The organism is Paenibacillus sp. O199, assembly GCF_001636635.1.
Classification (GTDB): domain Bacteria; phylum Bacillota; class Bacilli; order Paenibacillales; family Paenibacillaceae; genus Paenibacillus; species Paenibacillus marchantiae.
The window spans coordinates 21,073-37,320 of sequence record NZ_LGRP01000043.1 but is presented as its reverse complement, the minus strand read 5'-3'; the positions used below and the strand labels follow the sequence as shown (position 1 = coordinate 37,320).

The window sequence follows — 16,248 nt, the reverse complement described above, 5'->3', positions numbered from 1 at the left end:
CCGTCGTACCCGTTGAACCCGTCGCGCCGGTGACTCCAGTCGTTCCAGTTCCCGTTACGCCGGTGTCTCCTGTTACTCCTGCGCTTCCGATAGCTCCGGTGGCCCCTGTAATCCCAGTCACACCTGTGGTACCTGTAACTCCTGTTACCCCAGTTGCACCTGTCGGACCAGTTGCGCCAGTCGAACCCGTCGATCCAGTCGTTCCTATTCCATTGGCTCCTAACAACTCTGATGATACGATACGGTGAGGCGTTACAAGCTGTCCTGAAGAATTTTTTCCCCAAACTGAAATTTCTATCTGCTGTTCTGCTAAACCACTTGTTGTAAAGACAAATTCAAATACATCCAGATCCGCAAAATAATCTTTCCTTATTGCTTGATTTGGATTTACACTAATTAATTCGAGTACATATTCCGTTCTAGTCCCGTTTAGGTAATAACCCTGAATCAAGATAATTGCATTAGTGGCCACATTTCTATTATCAATATTGATGGTCAGCTGTTGTGTTGGTCTTACACCATTGACCGGATTATTCTCAATCGGTCCAGTTGATAAAATAGTCATTATTCCCTCCCCTTTGTACGTTTTTTAGAAACAGGAGAGATATCTACATTCCTTATATACTAATACTTCTCTGACTCCTATAGACCGACAATTTTAATTGCCTGGTCTTCCTTTTCCCTGTGCCACATATTTTTGTCCATACATGGTATACTTTTATTTTTCAAGAGTGTGAACAGTTGAAGACAGTTCCACTTATAAATTTTCTCCTGCGACATTCAAAATGCTCAATTTATTCATCCGACTCTTTGTTTATTTTTATAAACCACCAAGCGTCATTTGAAGATTACCAAAGTAGGGATGAACGCGATGGATATTAGATATTAAAGTAATCTGGCTGTTAGTTTAACTTCGCCCTCGATTGTGCATCTACTTTAATTTCTCATTCTAACTATGGAATGGCAGGTAAAATAGCGACATCTCATTGTTTGTTACGGAGCTACAATCCTCCATGACTCATAGTAATGATACGAATAAGGAATCCATTTCTCTGTGGACTTTTTCATTTTAGCTTCAATAGTTCCAGTTCTATAGGAGTAATCTCCGGTCTGCCATTCAACAGAATATTTAACTTTGAATTTATCAAACCCTTCCCAAGTTAGAGCTCCAGCAAGTTCTGCACCATGAGCTTTCTCAATAAGCTCAGTAGTTCTTTTACCTTAGAAATGGATTACGAAGCCATTTTTAATGCGGCACTCGTATCTAATGGAGCAACTGAGTCATAAAAATGACTATTACTTGCCATAAGATTCATCGGAACCCAACCAATGCGATCATTACCAAAGAAATTATCGTTTAATTCACGAAGTTGAACATAAACTCTCTTCCGTCTAAAATTTTGACATAGGGACCAACTTTAGCAACTAGCTGCTCGCCAGTTCACCTAATAGGAGGTTTAGACATATCTATAGAATACTCAGCACGTCAGTTGAATAAAAGCAGCCAATCACAATGATCGGCTGCTTTCTTTGTTTTATTGAGCTTACTTTTCCCGTTAGCTAACTTGCTCTGGGTCATGATACTTTAGTTTTATTGAATTTTAGACAGTGCCCAAAGCTTTCATATGAATAGATGGTGACTTTATACATGTATTATTTTCGTATATAGCTTTGATTATTGATACTTCAACGATTGTAGCACTTATTCTTTCGATTCTTTTAGCGCAGTAAGACATCGCTTCTTTTAAATTCTCATCATTTAATCTGTTAGCTATGGTACAGTGAGGCATCCAGTTATTCGGAAGATACTGAGACTCAGCATTCATTCGATATTTTTCAAAGAAACTGTGATGATTATCATGAAACGTTAAAAACTCTTTGGAAGGAACAGGCGCAAGGAATAAAATCCCCGTGTTCAAGAAGGTTCCTAACGAGCTCATTGTGATTGAAAGTTGTTTTTTAGATTCATAAAAGTAGTCAAAATCGCTTATGAATTGCTCGATATCTAGGTCAGAGTTATAACCTGCTATCGTAATGTGAGGTCGTCTATCTTGTACTTCCTCTGCATATTTGGAAACTGCATTATTGCTCAACTCTTTCCAAACCTGCTTTATATAAAGCTCTGTATTCTGGTCAAAATGAGCAACTACTCCGAACACTTCTATAACCCCCTCAATATCTATAGCCCCTGCAATGAAGAGTATTCAACAGTAACATTGAGCAATCCTGCCCGTTAGCTTAACGAATTAACAGTCGAAAATCGATTAGATACATGCCTAAAGTTAATCGGACTATGTTCTTGTCCTTGGCTCGGGACAAGAACTTGCACCGATAAAATGAAAAAAAAACGCTAAATTAGCGACTTCTATCAACCGCTCGTTTTAATCAAAAATCCGTTCCAACTTTCTTCTTTCGTCATTTCTATCTTTCTCATTGAGATCCATGTTCAATCTTACGCATTTAGTTCCTCCATCAAAATCCGGTAGATCTCATATCAGGCTTTTTAACCCATAACCAGATATTCACCTTTGTAATTAGGTAATCTATTTTTCATTTGTTCCATCATCCATATGTATTGTTCTGGAAACATTAAGTGTTCAGAGCTTCCCTCCAAGCAACCTGATTCTTGGGCTTGTTTCCAAACCACTAAAGTCTGTATGCTCCAACTCCAATAAATCATTTTCTTGGGTACCTCCGTGATTTAAATTTCTCGCCAGTCTTCCCCATATTCACGTTCTAACTCATCTTTAAATTTAAAGTATAGATCTTCAATTTCCTGATATACTTGCTCCTCTCTTAACTCCAAATCATTGTATCTAGCCTCAATCAAGTAAAATAACAGAGCCTTTTCCCTAAATTTTAAATCCATATTACATGCCTCCTTATAAAACATAGTTCTACTAAGACAAGTTTTGGATCTCTCTGAAGTACAAACACTTCATCTTCTTTGCATAATTCCATAAACAACTCCAATTGCTCTTCATATTTATTCTGAGACGGCGTTGCAAACTACATTCCCTTCTCTCTTTGTATAAAGCCCCTTGCCCTCTCTCTGTTCTATAACTGAATGAACTTCAAAGATAAACTCCTTATAGCACATCGTAACGCTTTCTAGCTGAAGTGACAAACTATAGTTTTCTGTTAGCTTAACAAATCACATCAGTAAAAAAATGCTTACTTTACTAATACATATATGTTCGTGTCTCTTAATTCGCTTCCATCAACAGACAGAACTTCAGGTGGTTAAAAGCAAAATCAGTGATACCTTGTACAGCAGCTTCACATACTACCTTTCCATCACCTGGATTAGGCATTCTAATCAGTATGGCTACAACCACGTTAATCTGCCCGTTTGCTGAATTAGGGGGTAGAAAACCGATTAGTTATGTACCTAATCAGCAATCGGATTATGTTCTTATCCCTCGACAGTTTATCATCATATTACATAAAAAAATCAAATTTCAATATTTTTCAATTGCAATAAATCGTCAAATCATGTTTTTTTTGCAGTCTTCTGAAATGTATTCTTGTCACGGTTATCGGACGTCTTGCTTCGTATGGGGATCATTTTGGACTCTTTAAATCATCATTCACCTGAGGGTGCTTACATTTTTTAGACTTATTATTGTACTCATTGATGATCCGATCAAGAAATTGAGACTGTTTGATCACTAATGGATGTGCTAAGCCGTGGTGTTTGATGAGATTATGTAACTTTTTTCTTTCAACTTCTAGTTTTATATTTGTTAAATAACGATCATTCACAGTATCACACTCCTATACTGTTATATATTATCTTTTTATGTAAAAAGTTAGAGAAAAAAATGAACATCATATTTCTTACTAAAACAGAAAAAGGCACCCATTGGGTGCCCCAAGACATTTATAAATTGTAATAGCTACCAACCTCCAGAACCATGACTGCTTGGAGAATATAGCGGTATTGGAACAGGTGGTATTTCGTCAGAAGCAAACGCACTTAATGGTACTAAAGTAATTACTAAACTCAAAATCAGCATAACTAAGGACAACTTTTTTTTCATGTTAAACCCTCCTCGTAAATCGTCATGATTGTCGTATATCTTTTTAACGAAGTCTCATCAATAAAATAACGAAACTTCTCAAACATGCATATACACCTCACCATGCATGCGGTATTGTTAATTTTAGCTGATATTGCCAAACTCTCTAGGACGTAATTAATTCCAATCCTATATGCACCTTTTTTAGTATAGTAAGAACCCACATCAGCTAAAAAATTTGCTAAACCATCGTCTATAATCTCAGCCGTGTACGTTCCCACTTGACCATTTCCCTTAATTTGATTCAATATCACCTGTTCAAAACGCTCAAGAATACTGTCTATATTAAGTTTATACATTTCAGCTGCTTTCACAATTTTGAATAGAGCTCGTAGTATTTCATTTTCATTTGAAGAGATATATTCGACATACTCTTTAAGTACACTCACTTCTCCAGACATAAGCCTATACAAGTATCTATTAGCTTTCGCCCACTCTGCAAATTGATATTTAGTAGCCTCAGCGGATTCATCTGTCTCTACAATCCAATCGTGAACCTCATAGCGAGTCACATAATTTATGGCATTCTCAAAATCATTCTTTTCTTCGGAAATCGTACCTAGAATTAGATTAGAGTAAAGAATGTAACCAAATAGAGGCTTTTCAGTTTTAGTTAGTTTTGGATTTTTATGAGTTCTTTTATGCTTTTGTTTATAAAGGTTTTCTGCTATACGACCCATTTCTTCTGCTAAGTATTTTGATTTATCCCACCTGTGCAAAGACATGAGGAGATTTATAAGGTCCTTTAATGCATCCAATTGTTCTGCCTCGCCCAACCTTTTAATAAAGGGTTCAAACTGTGCTGCGCATTCCAAATTGATCTCTTGATTATCAGTTAAAGAATTTTTAAATATCCTGTATTGGCAAGTAGCCAAACGCTCGGCATGTTGGAAGCGTTCACTTTCTGCAACCTTCTTATATATAATTAAAGCAGCTTCACTATAGTTCTTGTTATTCAGAATTTCAGCCACGTCAAATAGCATAGGTAAATAATTTAGATTGTCCATCACTATACTAACCAACTGATCAAGACAATCAAGTTTATTCAGTTCAGCACATCTATTAATTAAAGGTTTACACCTTCTCCAATCCGGTGAACTCTCATTAAAAAATTCATATATATATATTTCATATAATGCTCCAGGCTCTAATTTCATAGCTTCAGTAATTTGATCGAGGGTCCGGACAGGGACCGGAATAACCCCGTTCATAATTTTACTCAAAGAGCCTGGATTAATACCTGCTCTCTCAGCAAAATGAGAAATGACTATTTGATTATCTTTTATGTAATTATACATTTCTGATCGGATCGTCTTAATTGAAAGTTCCAAAATATACCTCCTCCCAAATTAAAAACCCAATATTTTCAATATAAACGCTTATTTAGAAATATAATGTAAAAGTTAACCATCGGTCAATAGATCGAATTCAATTTTTAATATTCTATTGACTCTCCCCGTTCAAGACAGGAACATTTCCAGCATATCCAGAGCATAAAGCTCAACGTCCACCAAATTTTTACGAGGCAAACATTTGGCCCCCCAAGTGCTTTCCTTTTTTTCTTAGCGTTAGCAAAACATTCAGCCTGTGTTTGCTTAATGGAATTACTTTCCTCTTCCGTAAGCCAGCTAAGTATCTGTAGCACAAAATCCATAACAAGCCGCCCCATCCCCTCGAACTCCTGGTACTTCCACTGCCATCAAGCCAGAATGGATATGTTTAGCTGTAGCTTCACGATGAACACACCAGCTCAGCCAAATAGCCCCCGGCCTTATCCTTAAAAAATCGTCGTACAGATTACGCTTCGCATCACATAAGTTGCCATTGACTCGACCGTATGGACGTAACTTCTTTGGTGAAATGAACAAAATTATGAATTCATCAGTTATCAGATAGAGACTCATGCTAGGGCCGTGAGTCTCTTACATGCACAAAAAACTGGAATCTGTCCGGTTTAAATCCCTTATATATTCCCGTAGAATTAAATTCACAACAATACAAAAATATATAAATTATCCCATATATTTATATATTTTTGTATGAAAGAGGGTGATACAAGAAAATTATTTGCCCAAAATAAGATCTAGGCTTTCTTATTCAGGTTGATAAAATTTCGTTTTAGAGGAGAGTGTACGTTTTGTTATTCAAATTGAAGAAGTCAATTAGTGTTCTTTTGGCCCTCCTGACTGCCCTCCCGCTGATATTAACTCCAATTCAGGCTTCGGCTGCCAGCGATGTTACTGTAAACTTGTCTTCTCAAAAGCAGCTTATCAAGGGATTTGGGGGAATTAATCATCCGGCCTGGATAGGAGATTTGACACCATCGCAAAGAGATACAGCATTTGGTAATGGACAAAATCAGCTGGGTTTTTCAATTTTGCGTGTCTATATTGATGATAATAAAAACAATTGGTATAAAGAATTGCCTACCGCAAAACGAGCGATTGAACAAGGGGCAATCGTCTTTGCGTCACCATGGAATCCTCCAAGTGATATGGTGGAGACATTCAATCGTAATGGGGACACCACGGCCAAGCGACTTAAATACGATAAATATGCTGCGTATTCACAGCATCTTAATGACTTTGTTTCTTACATGAAATCCAACGGTGTTAATCTCTATGCAATCTCCGTACAAAATGAACCGGATTATGCGCATGATTGGACGTGGTGGACGCCTCAAGAAATGCTTCGATTCATGAAAGATTATGCGGGCTCCATTACAGGAGCGAAAGTAATGGCGCCAGAATCCTTCTCCTACCTAAAAGAAATGTCAGATCCCATACTGAATGATCCTCAAGCTTTAGCAAACATGGACATTTTGGGTGCACATACGTATGGTACACAATTTAACAATTTCCCTTACCCACTTTTTAAACAAAAAGGTGCAGGAAAGGAACTTTGGATGTCAGAGGTATATTACCCTAATAGTAACGCAAACTCAGCAGATAATTGGCCAGAGGCGCTGGATGTCTCCTATCACATCCATAATGCCATGGTAGAGGCAGATTTCCAGGCTTATGTATGGTGGTATATTCGTAGACAGTACGGTCCCATGAAAGAAGATGGCACCATAAGCAAACGTGGATATAACATGGCGCATTTTTCCAAGTTTGTTCGACCAGGCTTTGTAAGAGTTGAGGCGACGAAAAATCCGGATACCCAGACGTTTATCTCTGCTTACAAAGGAGACAACAAGGTGGTTATCGTAGCAATTAACCGAGGTACTTCCGCCGTAAACCAAAAATTTGTATTGCAGAACGGGAACGCCTCAACCGTATCTTCCTGGATTACGGACAGCACTAGAAATCTGGCAACCGGCTCTTCGATAAACGTCACTGGCAATTCCTTTACTGCTCAACTTCCTGCCCAGAGTGTTACCACATTCACAGCTCCATTAAAATAGTAACATGTCCGATCGCCCCACACTTTTCCTTGCATAAATGTTGATGTCCTCATATTAAAATCGTACAGCAAATAAACGAAAAACCCTTGAGACAACTTCCAATGATATTCAATGGGAGTTGTCTTCATATGAATGGTCAAAACCAAAACAAAAAAACAAAAGCGCTCCCCTGTCTAAAACACAATAGGAGTGCTCTTGTCTTTTTGTTCTTGTCTATTTCTTGAACATGAGCTCGTTATAGGCTTTTCTTTACAATCCTGTTAATATTGAAAAATTAATTTGGAATATTGATACAGATCGTTCTTCCATACAGGCCAATCATGTCCACCGCTTTCCTCATACCAAATATGAGGTACTTCGTGTTGTGTCAAATAACCGTGCAACTGTTCGCTGATTTGCTTGAGGTTATCTTGGTCACCGCAGGACAACCAGAGCAAACGGAGAAGCGATGACGCTTCTGATGGATTCGGGAGGAGCAGCTCCGGGGCTTTGGTGTTTGGAGCTGCGGAGAACGCACCGATCCAGGCAAAATGGTTCAGATTGTTCAATCCGATATTTAAAGACTGGCCTCCGCCCATGGACAAACCTGCAATTGCCCGGTTCTCCCTTTTCGTCCGAACATGGTAATTCGATTCAATAAAAGGAATTAAATCGTGAAGTAAATCGGATTCAAACGTCTCGAATGCTTTTATTTTCTCAGGATCAAACAGATCTCCCTCAGCCCTGTCGTTTGGCATTGCTCGGCCATTAGGAAATACGACAATCATCGGCTCAAGCTTTTTATCGTCGTACAGATTATCGAGAATCACTTGTGGATTGGCATGATTATGCCACTCGGCTTCGTCTCCACCGATCCCATGCAAAAGGTAGAGGACGTTATACGTATACTCAATGGAATATCCGGGTGGAGTATACACCATTGTTTTGCGCGAGTTCCCAACGGTTGCCGAGAAATATTCCACCATTTCCATGTTGCCGTGTAGTATGTTTTCCCTGTACTGGTCATACCCTTCTGGTGCTGTAGTTATCATCATATTCTCCCCTTCCAACATGCTTCTTTCGTTGCTGCTAAACAGGATGTTGTGACTAATCAACATAACCAAATTCCAGAATCGTAAATCGTTTGCCCTCGTGGCCTTCAGCCATCTCAATCTCCAACGTGTGCTCTCTGGAATGCTTTTCATCGTACAGGATTACGGCATGGCAGTGTGTCCAGTTCACTTGATGCGGATCGGCTGTCTTCATCAGTGTTCCGTCCACTCTAATATTCGCGGTTCCAAAATCCGCCCTTCCGGAATCCTTGAACACCAGAATAAGGCGCTTGCTCCGGAGGATCAGCTTAAAACTGTCTTTACCCGCTACGTTCTGCCCCGTATGCATCCAGTTATTAGGAAATAGCGGTGTACCGTGTGCATGATCATCCATCTCTGTCAGTTGCAGATCGGTATCCGTCTCCCGAAACCCACCCGCCTCAATCCGGGCGATCCTGTCGCCATTCAGACGGTCAAGCAGCTTCGTGTCAACAAAGGCATTTCCGAGCAGCGGTGGCTTTTCATTCGCGTTATCTTCCTCGTCCGGGGCGGATCGATCCGTTACGTCGAACAACCAGCCCAGACAGTCGGCCATAATATGATGTCCGGCATTGGTCGGATGGTAGATGTCATGGAAAAACTGCTTTTTGGTAATGACATTGCCCTGTTCCTTCGTCCACTGGAATTGCTCCACCACAGCATCTTTTACACTCACCATAGGCAGATCATAATGCCAGCCAACAGGAGTCAGGCGATCCTGGAGATTCCAGTCATTCTCAAACACACTGAACAGCAGAATGACGGCTGGTTTGTTGTTAGCGCCAAGTGCCTTGAGCACCAAGCTCTCGTAACAAATGCCTTGGGTCTCATCGTCTGCATCATTGACGGCAAACTCCACAATGACAATATCAGGCTGGACTGTCCCGTCCCGCAGCACATCCCGATCATAGCGGACAATGCCCAGCTGTGAGGGCGTGCCGCCTACGCCTGCCTTGATCAGACGAATCGGACTGTCATCCGATGGAGCGAACATATGCTTGAAAATTTCATGCGAGCGATAGGCGTAACAATTCAGATGAAGAGGAATGGCGCCTGCGCCGTGGGTAATCGAGCCGCCAATGTAAGCGATGGTGACCGGCTCGCCGCGTTTTGCTTTTTCAATAGCAGCCTTCAATCTAGTGTTGTTTCCTTTGTTCAATAGAGATTTACCGATCATATCACGATAAGCCTGTGACTCGGGATTAACCGGCGGCTCATTCCCAGCTTCAGCAACCCCAACAGGGTCACACGGTGCCGTCGGACCTTCCTTTTCATTTGCCGAATCCGCTGAATTGTTGAGCATGGACATCCATCATCCTTTCCATCAACAAAGGGTTTAATTGGGTTACTGAAGCATATTATGAAGCACGCTAATAAACTTCAGGTATACTCCAAAAGCCTTGCTTAAATTTGCTAAGCCGGGCTTTTGGAGATACATCTTAATTGTTAACTGCGACAAATTTCCATTGCTGATTGGTTGCGTTTGTAAAACCGTTTTGCTGTAATTTGGCACCGTCTGCCGTTGAGGAGCCTGCGACCTCTATGGCCTTATTGCTGTTGACGTTTATAATACTCCAATAGCCATTGCCCAGATCGTTGATTTTAAAATGCTGCGCGGTGGTATTCAAATTGCTCATGAGTTGTACTGCCTCTCCGTTGTTACTTGTCCCATTACGAATGTCGATGACCTTATCGGGCGAATTTACACTCGTCAAACTGTAAATTCCACTAGCAATCTGGGTCAGGACCCACTTTTGAGGATTGCCGCCCAGATCAGACCATTGCTGAAGCTGCAAATTGCTCTCATTTACCCCACCCGGTACATCAATAACCTTACTCGAATGTCTTGCCACGATCTTGTAGGTTGCCCCCGGTGTCAATCCGGTTGATGGAGTGCCACCGTTCGGGTAAGACTGTGCCCGTTCATAGAACCAATTGAACAGAAAACGTCCCATCGCGCTTCGTGAAGCATCACCGTCCCATTTCAGGCCTGCCGTTGGATCGGCAAAGGAGCTTCGTTCCCCGGCATCCAAAATGAAGCCGTTCATATGTGCTGCAATGCTGACATTGCCTGCCGCGTTGAAAATGGTCTTCGTATTGTTGCCAAAACCTTCATTACTACCGTTGAACAGATTCCAGTATTCGGAATCGCCCGCCTTCGTTTTGAACCACGTGACTTCGGTGATGTTAATTGGATATTTATCAGCCGCTGCCTTCACATTTGTATTCCACTGATCTTGCAGAATCGACATGTTGTCATGCGCTCCGTACCCCGGATACCAGTGAACGGCATAACCGTAATTGTTCAAAGGGTCTGTTAAGGGATGGCTTGCTGTCAGACTATAGAATTGGTTGTACCCCAAACCAGCGGCCCAGATAACATTATCTGCGCCTTGGCTGCGGATGGTTGAGATGATGGAGTTCTGGAAATTGCGCAGATCATTCCAGTGATCCACAAAGTCGTTCTCGCCGTTGTAGCCGCCCCAATGTCCGTTAGCATACGATTTAACCGGCTCATTGATTAGCTCAAAGTGTACGTTGTCTGCGCTTTTAATTTCCGGGCGAGAAGCGAGATAACCCCAGATTTGATTGAACTTTTGCAGATTGGCTGTGGTCGTAGCTTGATCATCCTTCAATGTGAAGTCAAGTCCGAGTGTAACATAGACGCCTTTCGTTTTTGCATATTGGATATAAGGGATAATGACGTTCTGCGTTACAGTTTGTACACCAGCAAAATTATAAGTGCCTGCTGCTACGTCTCCCATGTCCTCGCGGTCAATGAACAGACGAATCTGATTCATATTCCAGCCGTGGCTGCTTCCGTATTTAGGACTTGTACTTGTAAATGTATCGGTAATGTCTTTCAGATAAGCCAATGTAGCGGCATGGCGGTTGTTGCCGTTTCGACTAAGATAATAATTGCTGTTCTGGTAGGTCCAGTAGGCTCCTGAGGGCTGATGCCAGCCACTCATTACGACGGGTTGGTTACTGCTGTTCACTAGATTTTTCCCACTGACGTGAAGCTTGCCCATGGGCATGCCAACCCACGCGTCCACGCGACCCGATCCGAGTGGCATGATGGACAGCAGCAAAGCCAGAATGAGCATAAATTTACAGTAATTCAACATCTTCTTCAACATAATCCCTCCTGAGCTTAAATGGTGAAACGTGAAAACAGACGGCATCACCTCCTTCACAAGACTGTATTGGGTCTGGCCTTTAAAACCCCTCCCGATTGAGAAGCATCATCCAACGACGCCCGTGCGTTCAACACTCTCCACGAAATAACGCTGTACAAACAGGTAGATGATGATCAAAGGCAAGATGGCCAGTAAAATCCCGGTATCCTGTATCATGCTTAGATAAAAAGGATCGGCTTTGGATGCACCATCGCTTACCTGCTGGGCCAGATTATACGGTAGGGAGGACAGCTGGGTGGACATCACTTTGCTGGACGTCAGATAGGTTGTCGTATAGAAGCTGTCATTCCATTGCCACACGAAGGAAAATAACAGCACCGTAACAATCGAAGGTATCGCATTGGGCAGCATGATGCGTGCAAAAGTGCGGCTGATGCCAGCACCATCAACGTAAGCCGCCTCCTCCACTTCCTTGGGAATACCTCTGAAAAACTGGCGGAAGATGAAAATATACAGCCCTGCCTTGAGCGAATTGGCCGTTATGGCAGTCAGAATAAACGGCCAGTACGTATTCAGCAGATTTACGGGTTTGCCAGCGATCAGCGTCATCAGTCCCATCAGATCAAAGCTCTTCAAGTTCAGGTACACCGGAATAAGAATGGTGGTTGGCGGAACCAGAATAGTCAAGATGACTCCAGCAAACAACAGATTGCTTCCTTTGAATTTCAAGCGGGCAAACCCATATCCGGCGAGCGCGCAGGAAAGCGTCGTCAAAATGGTCGTTGTTGCAGACAGTGCAAACGTATTGAGCAGCGTGGCCCAATAATCCATGACACGAATGGCCTGCTTGAAATTGTCGATGGAGAAATTTTGCGGAATCCAGACCACGACGGCCGAATACAGGTCGCTCTTATCCTTGATGGACGTCGATATTTTCTGGAAGATCGGGAACAGGATCACGAAGGAGAGCCCGGTAATCAGCGTGAACCGCACAACGGACCACAGCCAGCTTTTCCACTGCTCAAGTGACAGCAACCTTGATATCATCAACCCGGTCAACCCCCTTTCTAATCTTGATAGAAGACACGTTTGGAGAAAATAAGTGATACGATGACCAGAATGACGGCAATTGCCACGAAGTACACCCACGCCATGGCTGAACTCAGTCCAAAATCAAATTTGACAAAGCCTGTATCACGAATGAGGGTAGTCATAGCATTGTTGGCAAAGGAATCGACAATGGTATAGATCACGTTAACGAAAATAAGCGGGCTGACCATGGGGAACGTAATTTTCCAAAAGGCTTCATACCCCGTAGCCCCTTCCATTTTGGAAGCCTCGTACAGCTGGGGCGATATGGTTTGGATGCCTGCCAAAAAGATAAGAATCTGCACGCCTGATTGACTGACGATCTGATAAATGCGATCTACGGCGCCGCTCAGATACATGACAACCCACTCGCCCAGCCCCGCGTCCAGCATCAGGTTTTCGATCTCAAATGTGCCCAGGGCACTGCCACCCATACTGCTCTGGTTAACGGCCTCGATCAGACTGGTGCTTTCCAGTGCCATGATGACGCCTGATGCCAAAATCACCGGCAGAAAAAAGATTGACCGCGCTATGGCCCGCCCCGGAAACTTCTGATTGAGAATGACGGCAAGGAACAGGCTGAATATAACGATGAGCGGCACATTGACGAATACATCCGTTATGGATCCGATCAGCGCTCGGTTGAAGCTGGTATTGACCGTCAGCGCCTGAATATAGTTGGCGAGACCTGTGAACTGGATGGATATGCCCTGCGCGTTCGCCTGAATTGAACTCAGGCTGTAGCGCAGGGAAGCCAGCAGCGGAACAAAGAAGAACAGGACAAAGCCGATAAGCCAGGGAAGCACATAGATCACTCCCCAGGCCGCCTTCTGCTGAGCATAGGTTCGGCGTCCCCACTTTCCTTTCAGTAGCGCTTTCAGAGCTGCTCACCACCTGTCACGTAACTTTTGGCTTCTACGGTTCGGCCTGCTGCCTCCACGGGGAAGTCGTTATAATTCACCAGAGCGAAGCCTCCGTTTTCGTATGTCGTTTGAAATACCCCTTCAGCCAGCTTCTCGTGTGCGACCATGTTCAGCCCGGCGAATGAACGATTGGCCTGATTGACCTCTTCATACATCTCGGCTGCCAGGTCCATCCACTGCTCGTAATGGGCGGCGTACAGATCGTCGTAATCCGTTTCCTTCACGACATGGTTCGGCGCGTTGAACCATGTGAAGTAGGGGCTTGCTCCATACTCAACAAGCTTCAACACATATTGTCTTGCATCGGTATACGTTGACAGATTGTAGGCTGCTCCGGTGTAGCTGATGCCACCGTGAACAACCAGTTGGAAGAACGGAATCTCTTCATCCTCCAGCTTGAAGTGGCTGCTGGACATCGGCGCATCCGTCAACCCCGTCACATATGGCAGCGCATAAGCATTCCCACCCTCCGCCACAAGAGGCATCCCCTGCTGTGTAATTTGCTTCAATGCCTCCGTGACAGCAACTTGCGCTCCGGTTCGGTCCAGCAGTTTTTTCGGATTCATATCGCTATTCAGCTGCTCGGCCAGATCACGCATAGACAAGCCGCCTGTCTCATATGGCTGGAGTGCTTTTAGCATGTCTTCGGTCACATCACCCAGCAGGTTTGGAGAAAGGATATATGCCGGTTGTCGATCCCGGTCACGCCGCTGTGTTGCCGGGTCCATCGGATATAGGACCGCTGGCTCCTGCGTGAGTGTTCGGGAAGCTTCCGAGGAAGGCTTGAAGCCGCTCTTCGCATGCACGTTTAGGACCGCTACATCAGGATAAAAGCCGATCCCGGCCTCACGGGTATAGTCGCTAAATGCCTGCATGCCTTTACGTCCTCCCACCGCCCCATCCACCTTGATGGAATCCGGCAAACGATGAAGGAGTCCTCCGTTGAACCAGCCCGCGTAGCGCACCTGAATGTTGGATACGTGTTTTTCTTTGAGCTCGGACAAGATTTGCTGCGCCTCTTCAAACGTGGTCAACGCCTCATTCGATTCGTAAGGTATACCCAGCAGGTGTTTTTGGGTGGTCATACTGCCGACAAGCTTCAGGTAAAACGGAATGCCCTTTTCTCCCTCAGCCGTTTGCTTCGCCGGAAGGCCGTCCGTCCGGGTTAAATAATCCCGGTACAGAGAGGCAAGACCGGAATAGGACGCATCCTCTGCTCCGGCAAAGGCGTAACGAACGACAAAATCGGATGCCGTCGGCTTCTTCTGGAACTTGGGCAGTGTCCGTACCATGTCGCTCGCCTGAAGCGTCACATCACTTTTGTTCACAACGTAAAAGCTTGGATACACATTGTTGTAGCTATTCAGTTTTCCGCTGATATCCGCATTAACAACGGCTGTAGCCGCACCTTCCTCGATGATGCCCAGGAACGCACCGCCCGAGTGAATCAGTCCGAAAACCGGCAGCCTGGCCTTTTCCTCAGTCGAGTCCACTTCACGAAGCTTCATCGTCAGGTCCGGTCCATACACGTCCTGCTGATAGGCGGGATATTGAACCTTGCCATTGTTGAAATGAATGAGTGCTCCCGAACCGTCGGGTACAAACAGGGAACCTTCTTCGTCCGCTGCACCAGCACCGAAATAATCCAGCACCGATATGCTATTGATCGGATATTGCTCGGGAAAATGAATGCCGGATGCCGGCACGCGTACGACCAGTGTTTCGTCATCCAGCTCGTATTCGATGGATAACATAAACATGCGTGGTCCGCTTTTTTCCTGCTCGATGCCATGCTCGACATTGTCCAGTTCAAGGTCCTCTGGTGTGTAACCGGCTGTCTCAAAAGCCTTGAGGGCACGCGTTAGCTGAAGTCCCTGCATCGCCTTGTCGATTCGGACGTAGACGCCTTCGTCATTGTCCTCGGCATAGCCGACCTTTAAGGCACGCTGCCCGGCCTTATCGAGCGCGGCAAGCAGCTTCTGCTCGAAGCGCTCCTTGCTGATTTTCACAGGCAAATCCTCTATGGAGCTCTCATTACTGCCAAACTGGTAGTTCACCCGAACGCCATTTGGCAATACTTCGTAGCTTATCTGCTGGTGGGCTACACTATCCGTATAGGAGTTAACCGAGCTGCTCTGTCCCAGACTGTTATAAAAGCTGAGCTTGGCCTGCGAAGACAGCAGGTCCTTGTTGATGCCCGCCGCAAGCGTATCCAATTTGCGCTTTTCCGGGTTGCTGCGCCAGATCTGCCCGCTCTGCTTGTGAATCACCGCAATCTCGGCTGTCTCTTCCTGGATGAACAGCTGCAGCGCTTCATTCTGGGCAAGCCCGATCATGCCCGGAAGACGTGTATCGTTGAAGGATGAGGCCAGCTTCTCTCCGGGCGGCAGCGCAGGCACTTCCGCTTGTTCATCCGAGCTCGCAGACATCCTGGGTTCAGGCATGGAAGCGGGCTGACACCCGCCAAGAAGCAAGCCGAATACGAGCAGGATCGCGATCATTTTTTTAGCCACGTACAAATTCATCTCCATTCTCCTT

At 44.2% G+C, this 16,248-nt stretch carries 12 protein-coding genes and 1 pseudogene; 1 reads left to right on the top strand and 12 read right to left on the bottom strand.

Features of this window, described 5'->3' with window-relative positions; translation table 11 throughout:
• From A6049_RS33815 to A6049_RS29385, 6 genes and pseudogenes are all read right to left on the bottom strand, one after another.
• Positions 1–565, bottom strand: a pseudogene (locus A6049_RS33815) (YVTN family beta-propeller repeat-containing protein); the annotation flags it as partial.
• A gap of 1,036 nt (positions 566–1,601) precedes the next feature.
• Positions 1,602–2,159 (bottom strand): 2'-5' RNA ligase family protein, encoded by a 558-nt coding sequence (locus A6049_RS29395; protein ID WP_063567975.1) that lies wholly within the window; start codon positions 2,157–2,159, stop codon positions 1,602–1,604.
• Between the two features lie 542 nt (positions 2,160–2,701).
• A complete protein-coding gene (locus tag A6049_RS33475) occupies positions 2,702–2,869 on the bottom strand; it encodes a hypothetical protein (RefSeq protein WP_161490661.1) in 168 nt (55 codons plus the stop codon).
• Between the two features lie 695 nt (positions 2,870–3,564).
• Positions 3,565–3,765, bottom strand: coding sequence for an aspartyl-phosphate phosphatase Spo0E family protein (locus tag A6049_RS29390; RefSeq protein WP_063567974.1), 201 nt, complete (start codon positions 3,763–3,765; stop codon positions 3,565–3,567).
• A 134-nt stretch (positions 3,766–3,899) separates the two neighbouring features.
• Entirely contained in the window at positions 3,900–4,043 is a 144-nt protein-coding gene (locus A6049_RS33470) for a hypothetical protein (RefSeq protein ID WP_157258438.1), read from the bottom strand.
• The gene (locus tag A6049_RS29385) at positions 4,040–5,413 is read right to left on the bottom strand and encodes an XRE family transcriptional regulator (RefSeq protein WP_240321581.1); all 1,374 of its coding nucleotides are present in this window, start codon (positions 5,411–5,413) and stop codon (positions 4,040–4,042) included. The genes A6049_RS33470 and A6049_RS29385 overlap by 4 nt, the downstream gene beginning before the upstream one ends.
• An 806-nt stretch (positions 5,414–6,219) precedes the next feature.
• Between A6049_RS29385 and xynC the strand changes: the two genes are divergently transcribed.
• On the top strand, positions 6,220–7,488 hold the full coding sequence (xynC, locus tag A6049_RS29375; RefSeq protein ID WP_063567972.1) for a glucuronoarabinoxylan endo-1,4-beta-xylanase XynC: 1,269 nt from the start codon (positions 6,220–6,222) through the stop codon (positions 7,486–7,488).
• A 260-nt stretch (positions 7,489–7,748) separates the two neighbouring features.
• Here the strand turns inward: xynC and A6049_RS29370 are convergent, their stop codons facing one another.
• The 6 genes from A6049_RS29370 to A6049_RS29345 all read right to left on the bottom strand — a co-directional run bounded on the left by A6049_RS29370 (position 7,749) and on the right by A6049_RS29345 (position 16,235).
• Positions 7,749–8,522 (bottom strand): alpha/beta hydrolase, encoded by a 774-nt coding sequence (locus A6049_RS29370; protein ID WP_338020287.1) that lies wholly within the window; start codon positions 8,520–8,522, stop codon positions 7,749–7,751.
• A gap of 52 nt (positions 8,523–8,574) precedes the next feature.
• On the bottom strand, positions 8,575–9,861 hold the full coding sequence (locus A6049_RS29365; RefSeq protein WP_063567971.1) for a GDSL-type esterase/lipase family protein: 1,287 nt from the start codon (positions 9,859–9,861) through the stop codon (positions 8,575–8,577).
• A 136-nt stretch (positions 9,862–9,997) separates the two neighbouring features.
• Positions 9,998–11,698 (bottom strand): RICIN domain-containing protein, encoded by a 1,701-nt coding sequence (locus A6049_RS29360; RefSeq protein ID WP_240321580.1) that lies wholly within the window; start codon positions 11,696–11,698, stop codon positions 9,998–10,000.
• A gap of 105 nt (positions 11,699–11,803) precedes the next feature.
• Positions 11,804–12,748, bottom strand: coding sequence for a carbohydrate ABC transporter permease (locus tag A6049_RS29355; RefSeq protein WP_095206249.1), 945 nt, complete (start codon positions 12,746–12,748; stop codon positions 11,804–11,806).
• A 17-nt stretch (positions 12,749–12,765) separates the two neighbouring features.
• On the bottom strand, positions 12,766–13,668 hold the full coding sequence (locus tag A6049_RS29350) for a carbohydrate ABC transporter permease (RefSeq protein WP_063567969.1): 903 nt from the start codon (positions 13,666–13,668) through the stop codon (positions 12,766–12,768).
• The gene (locus A6049_RS29345) at positions 13,665–16,235 is read right to left on the bottom strand and encodes a DUF5696 domain-containing protein (protein WP_063567968.1); all 2,571 of its coding nucleotides are present in this window, start codon (positions 16,233–16,235) and stop codon (positions 13,665–13,667) included. The genes A6049_RS29350 and A6049_RS29345 overlap by 4 nt, the downstream gene beginning before the upstream one ends.
• Positions 16,236–16,248: the final 13 nt, after the last annotated feature.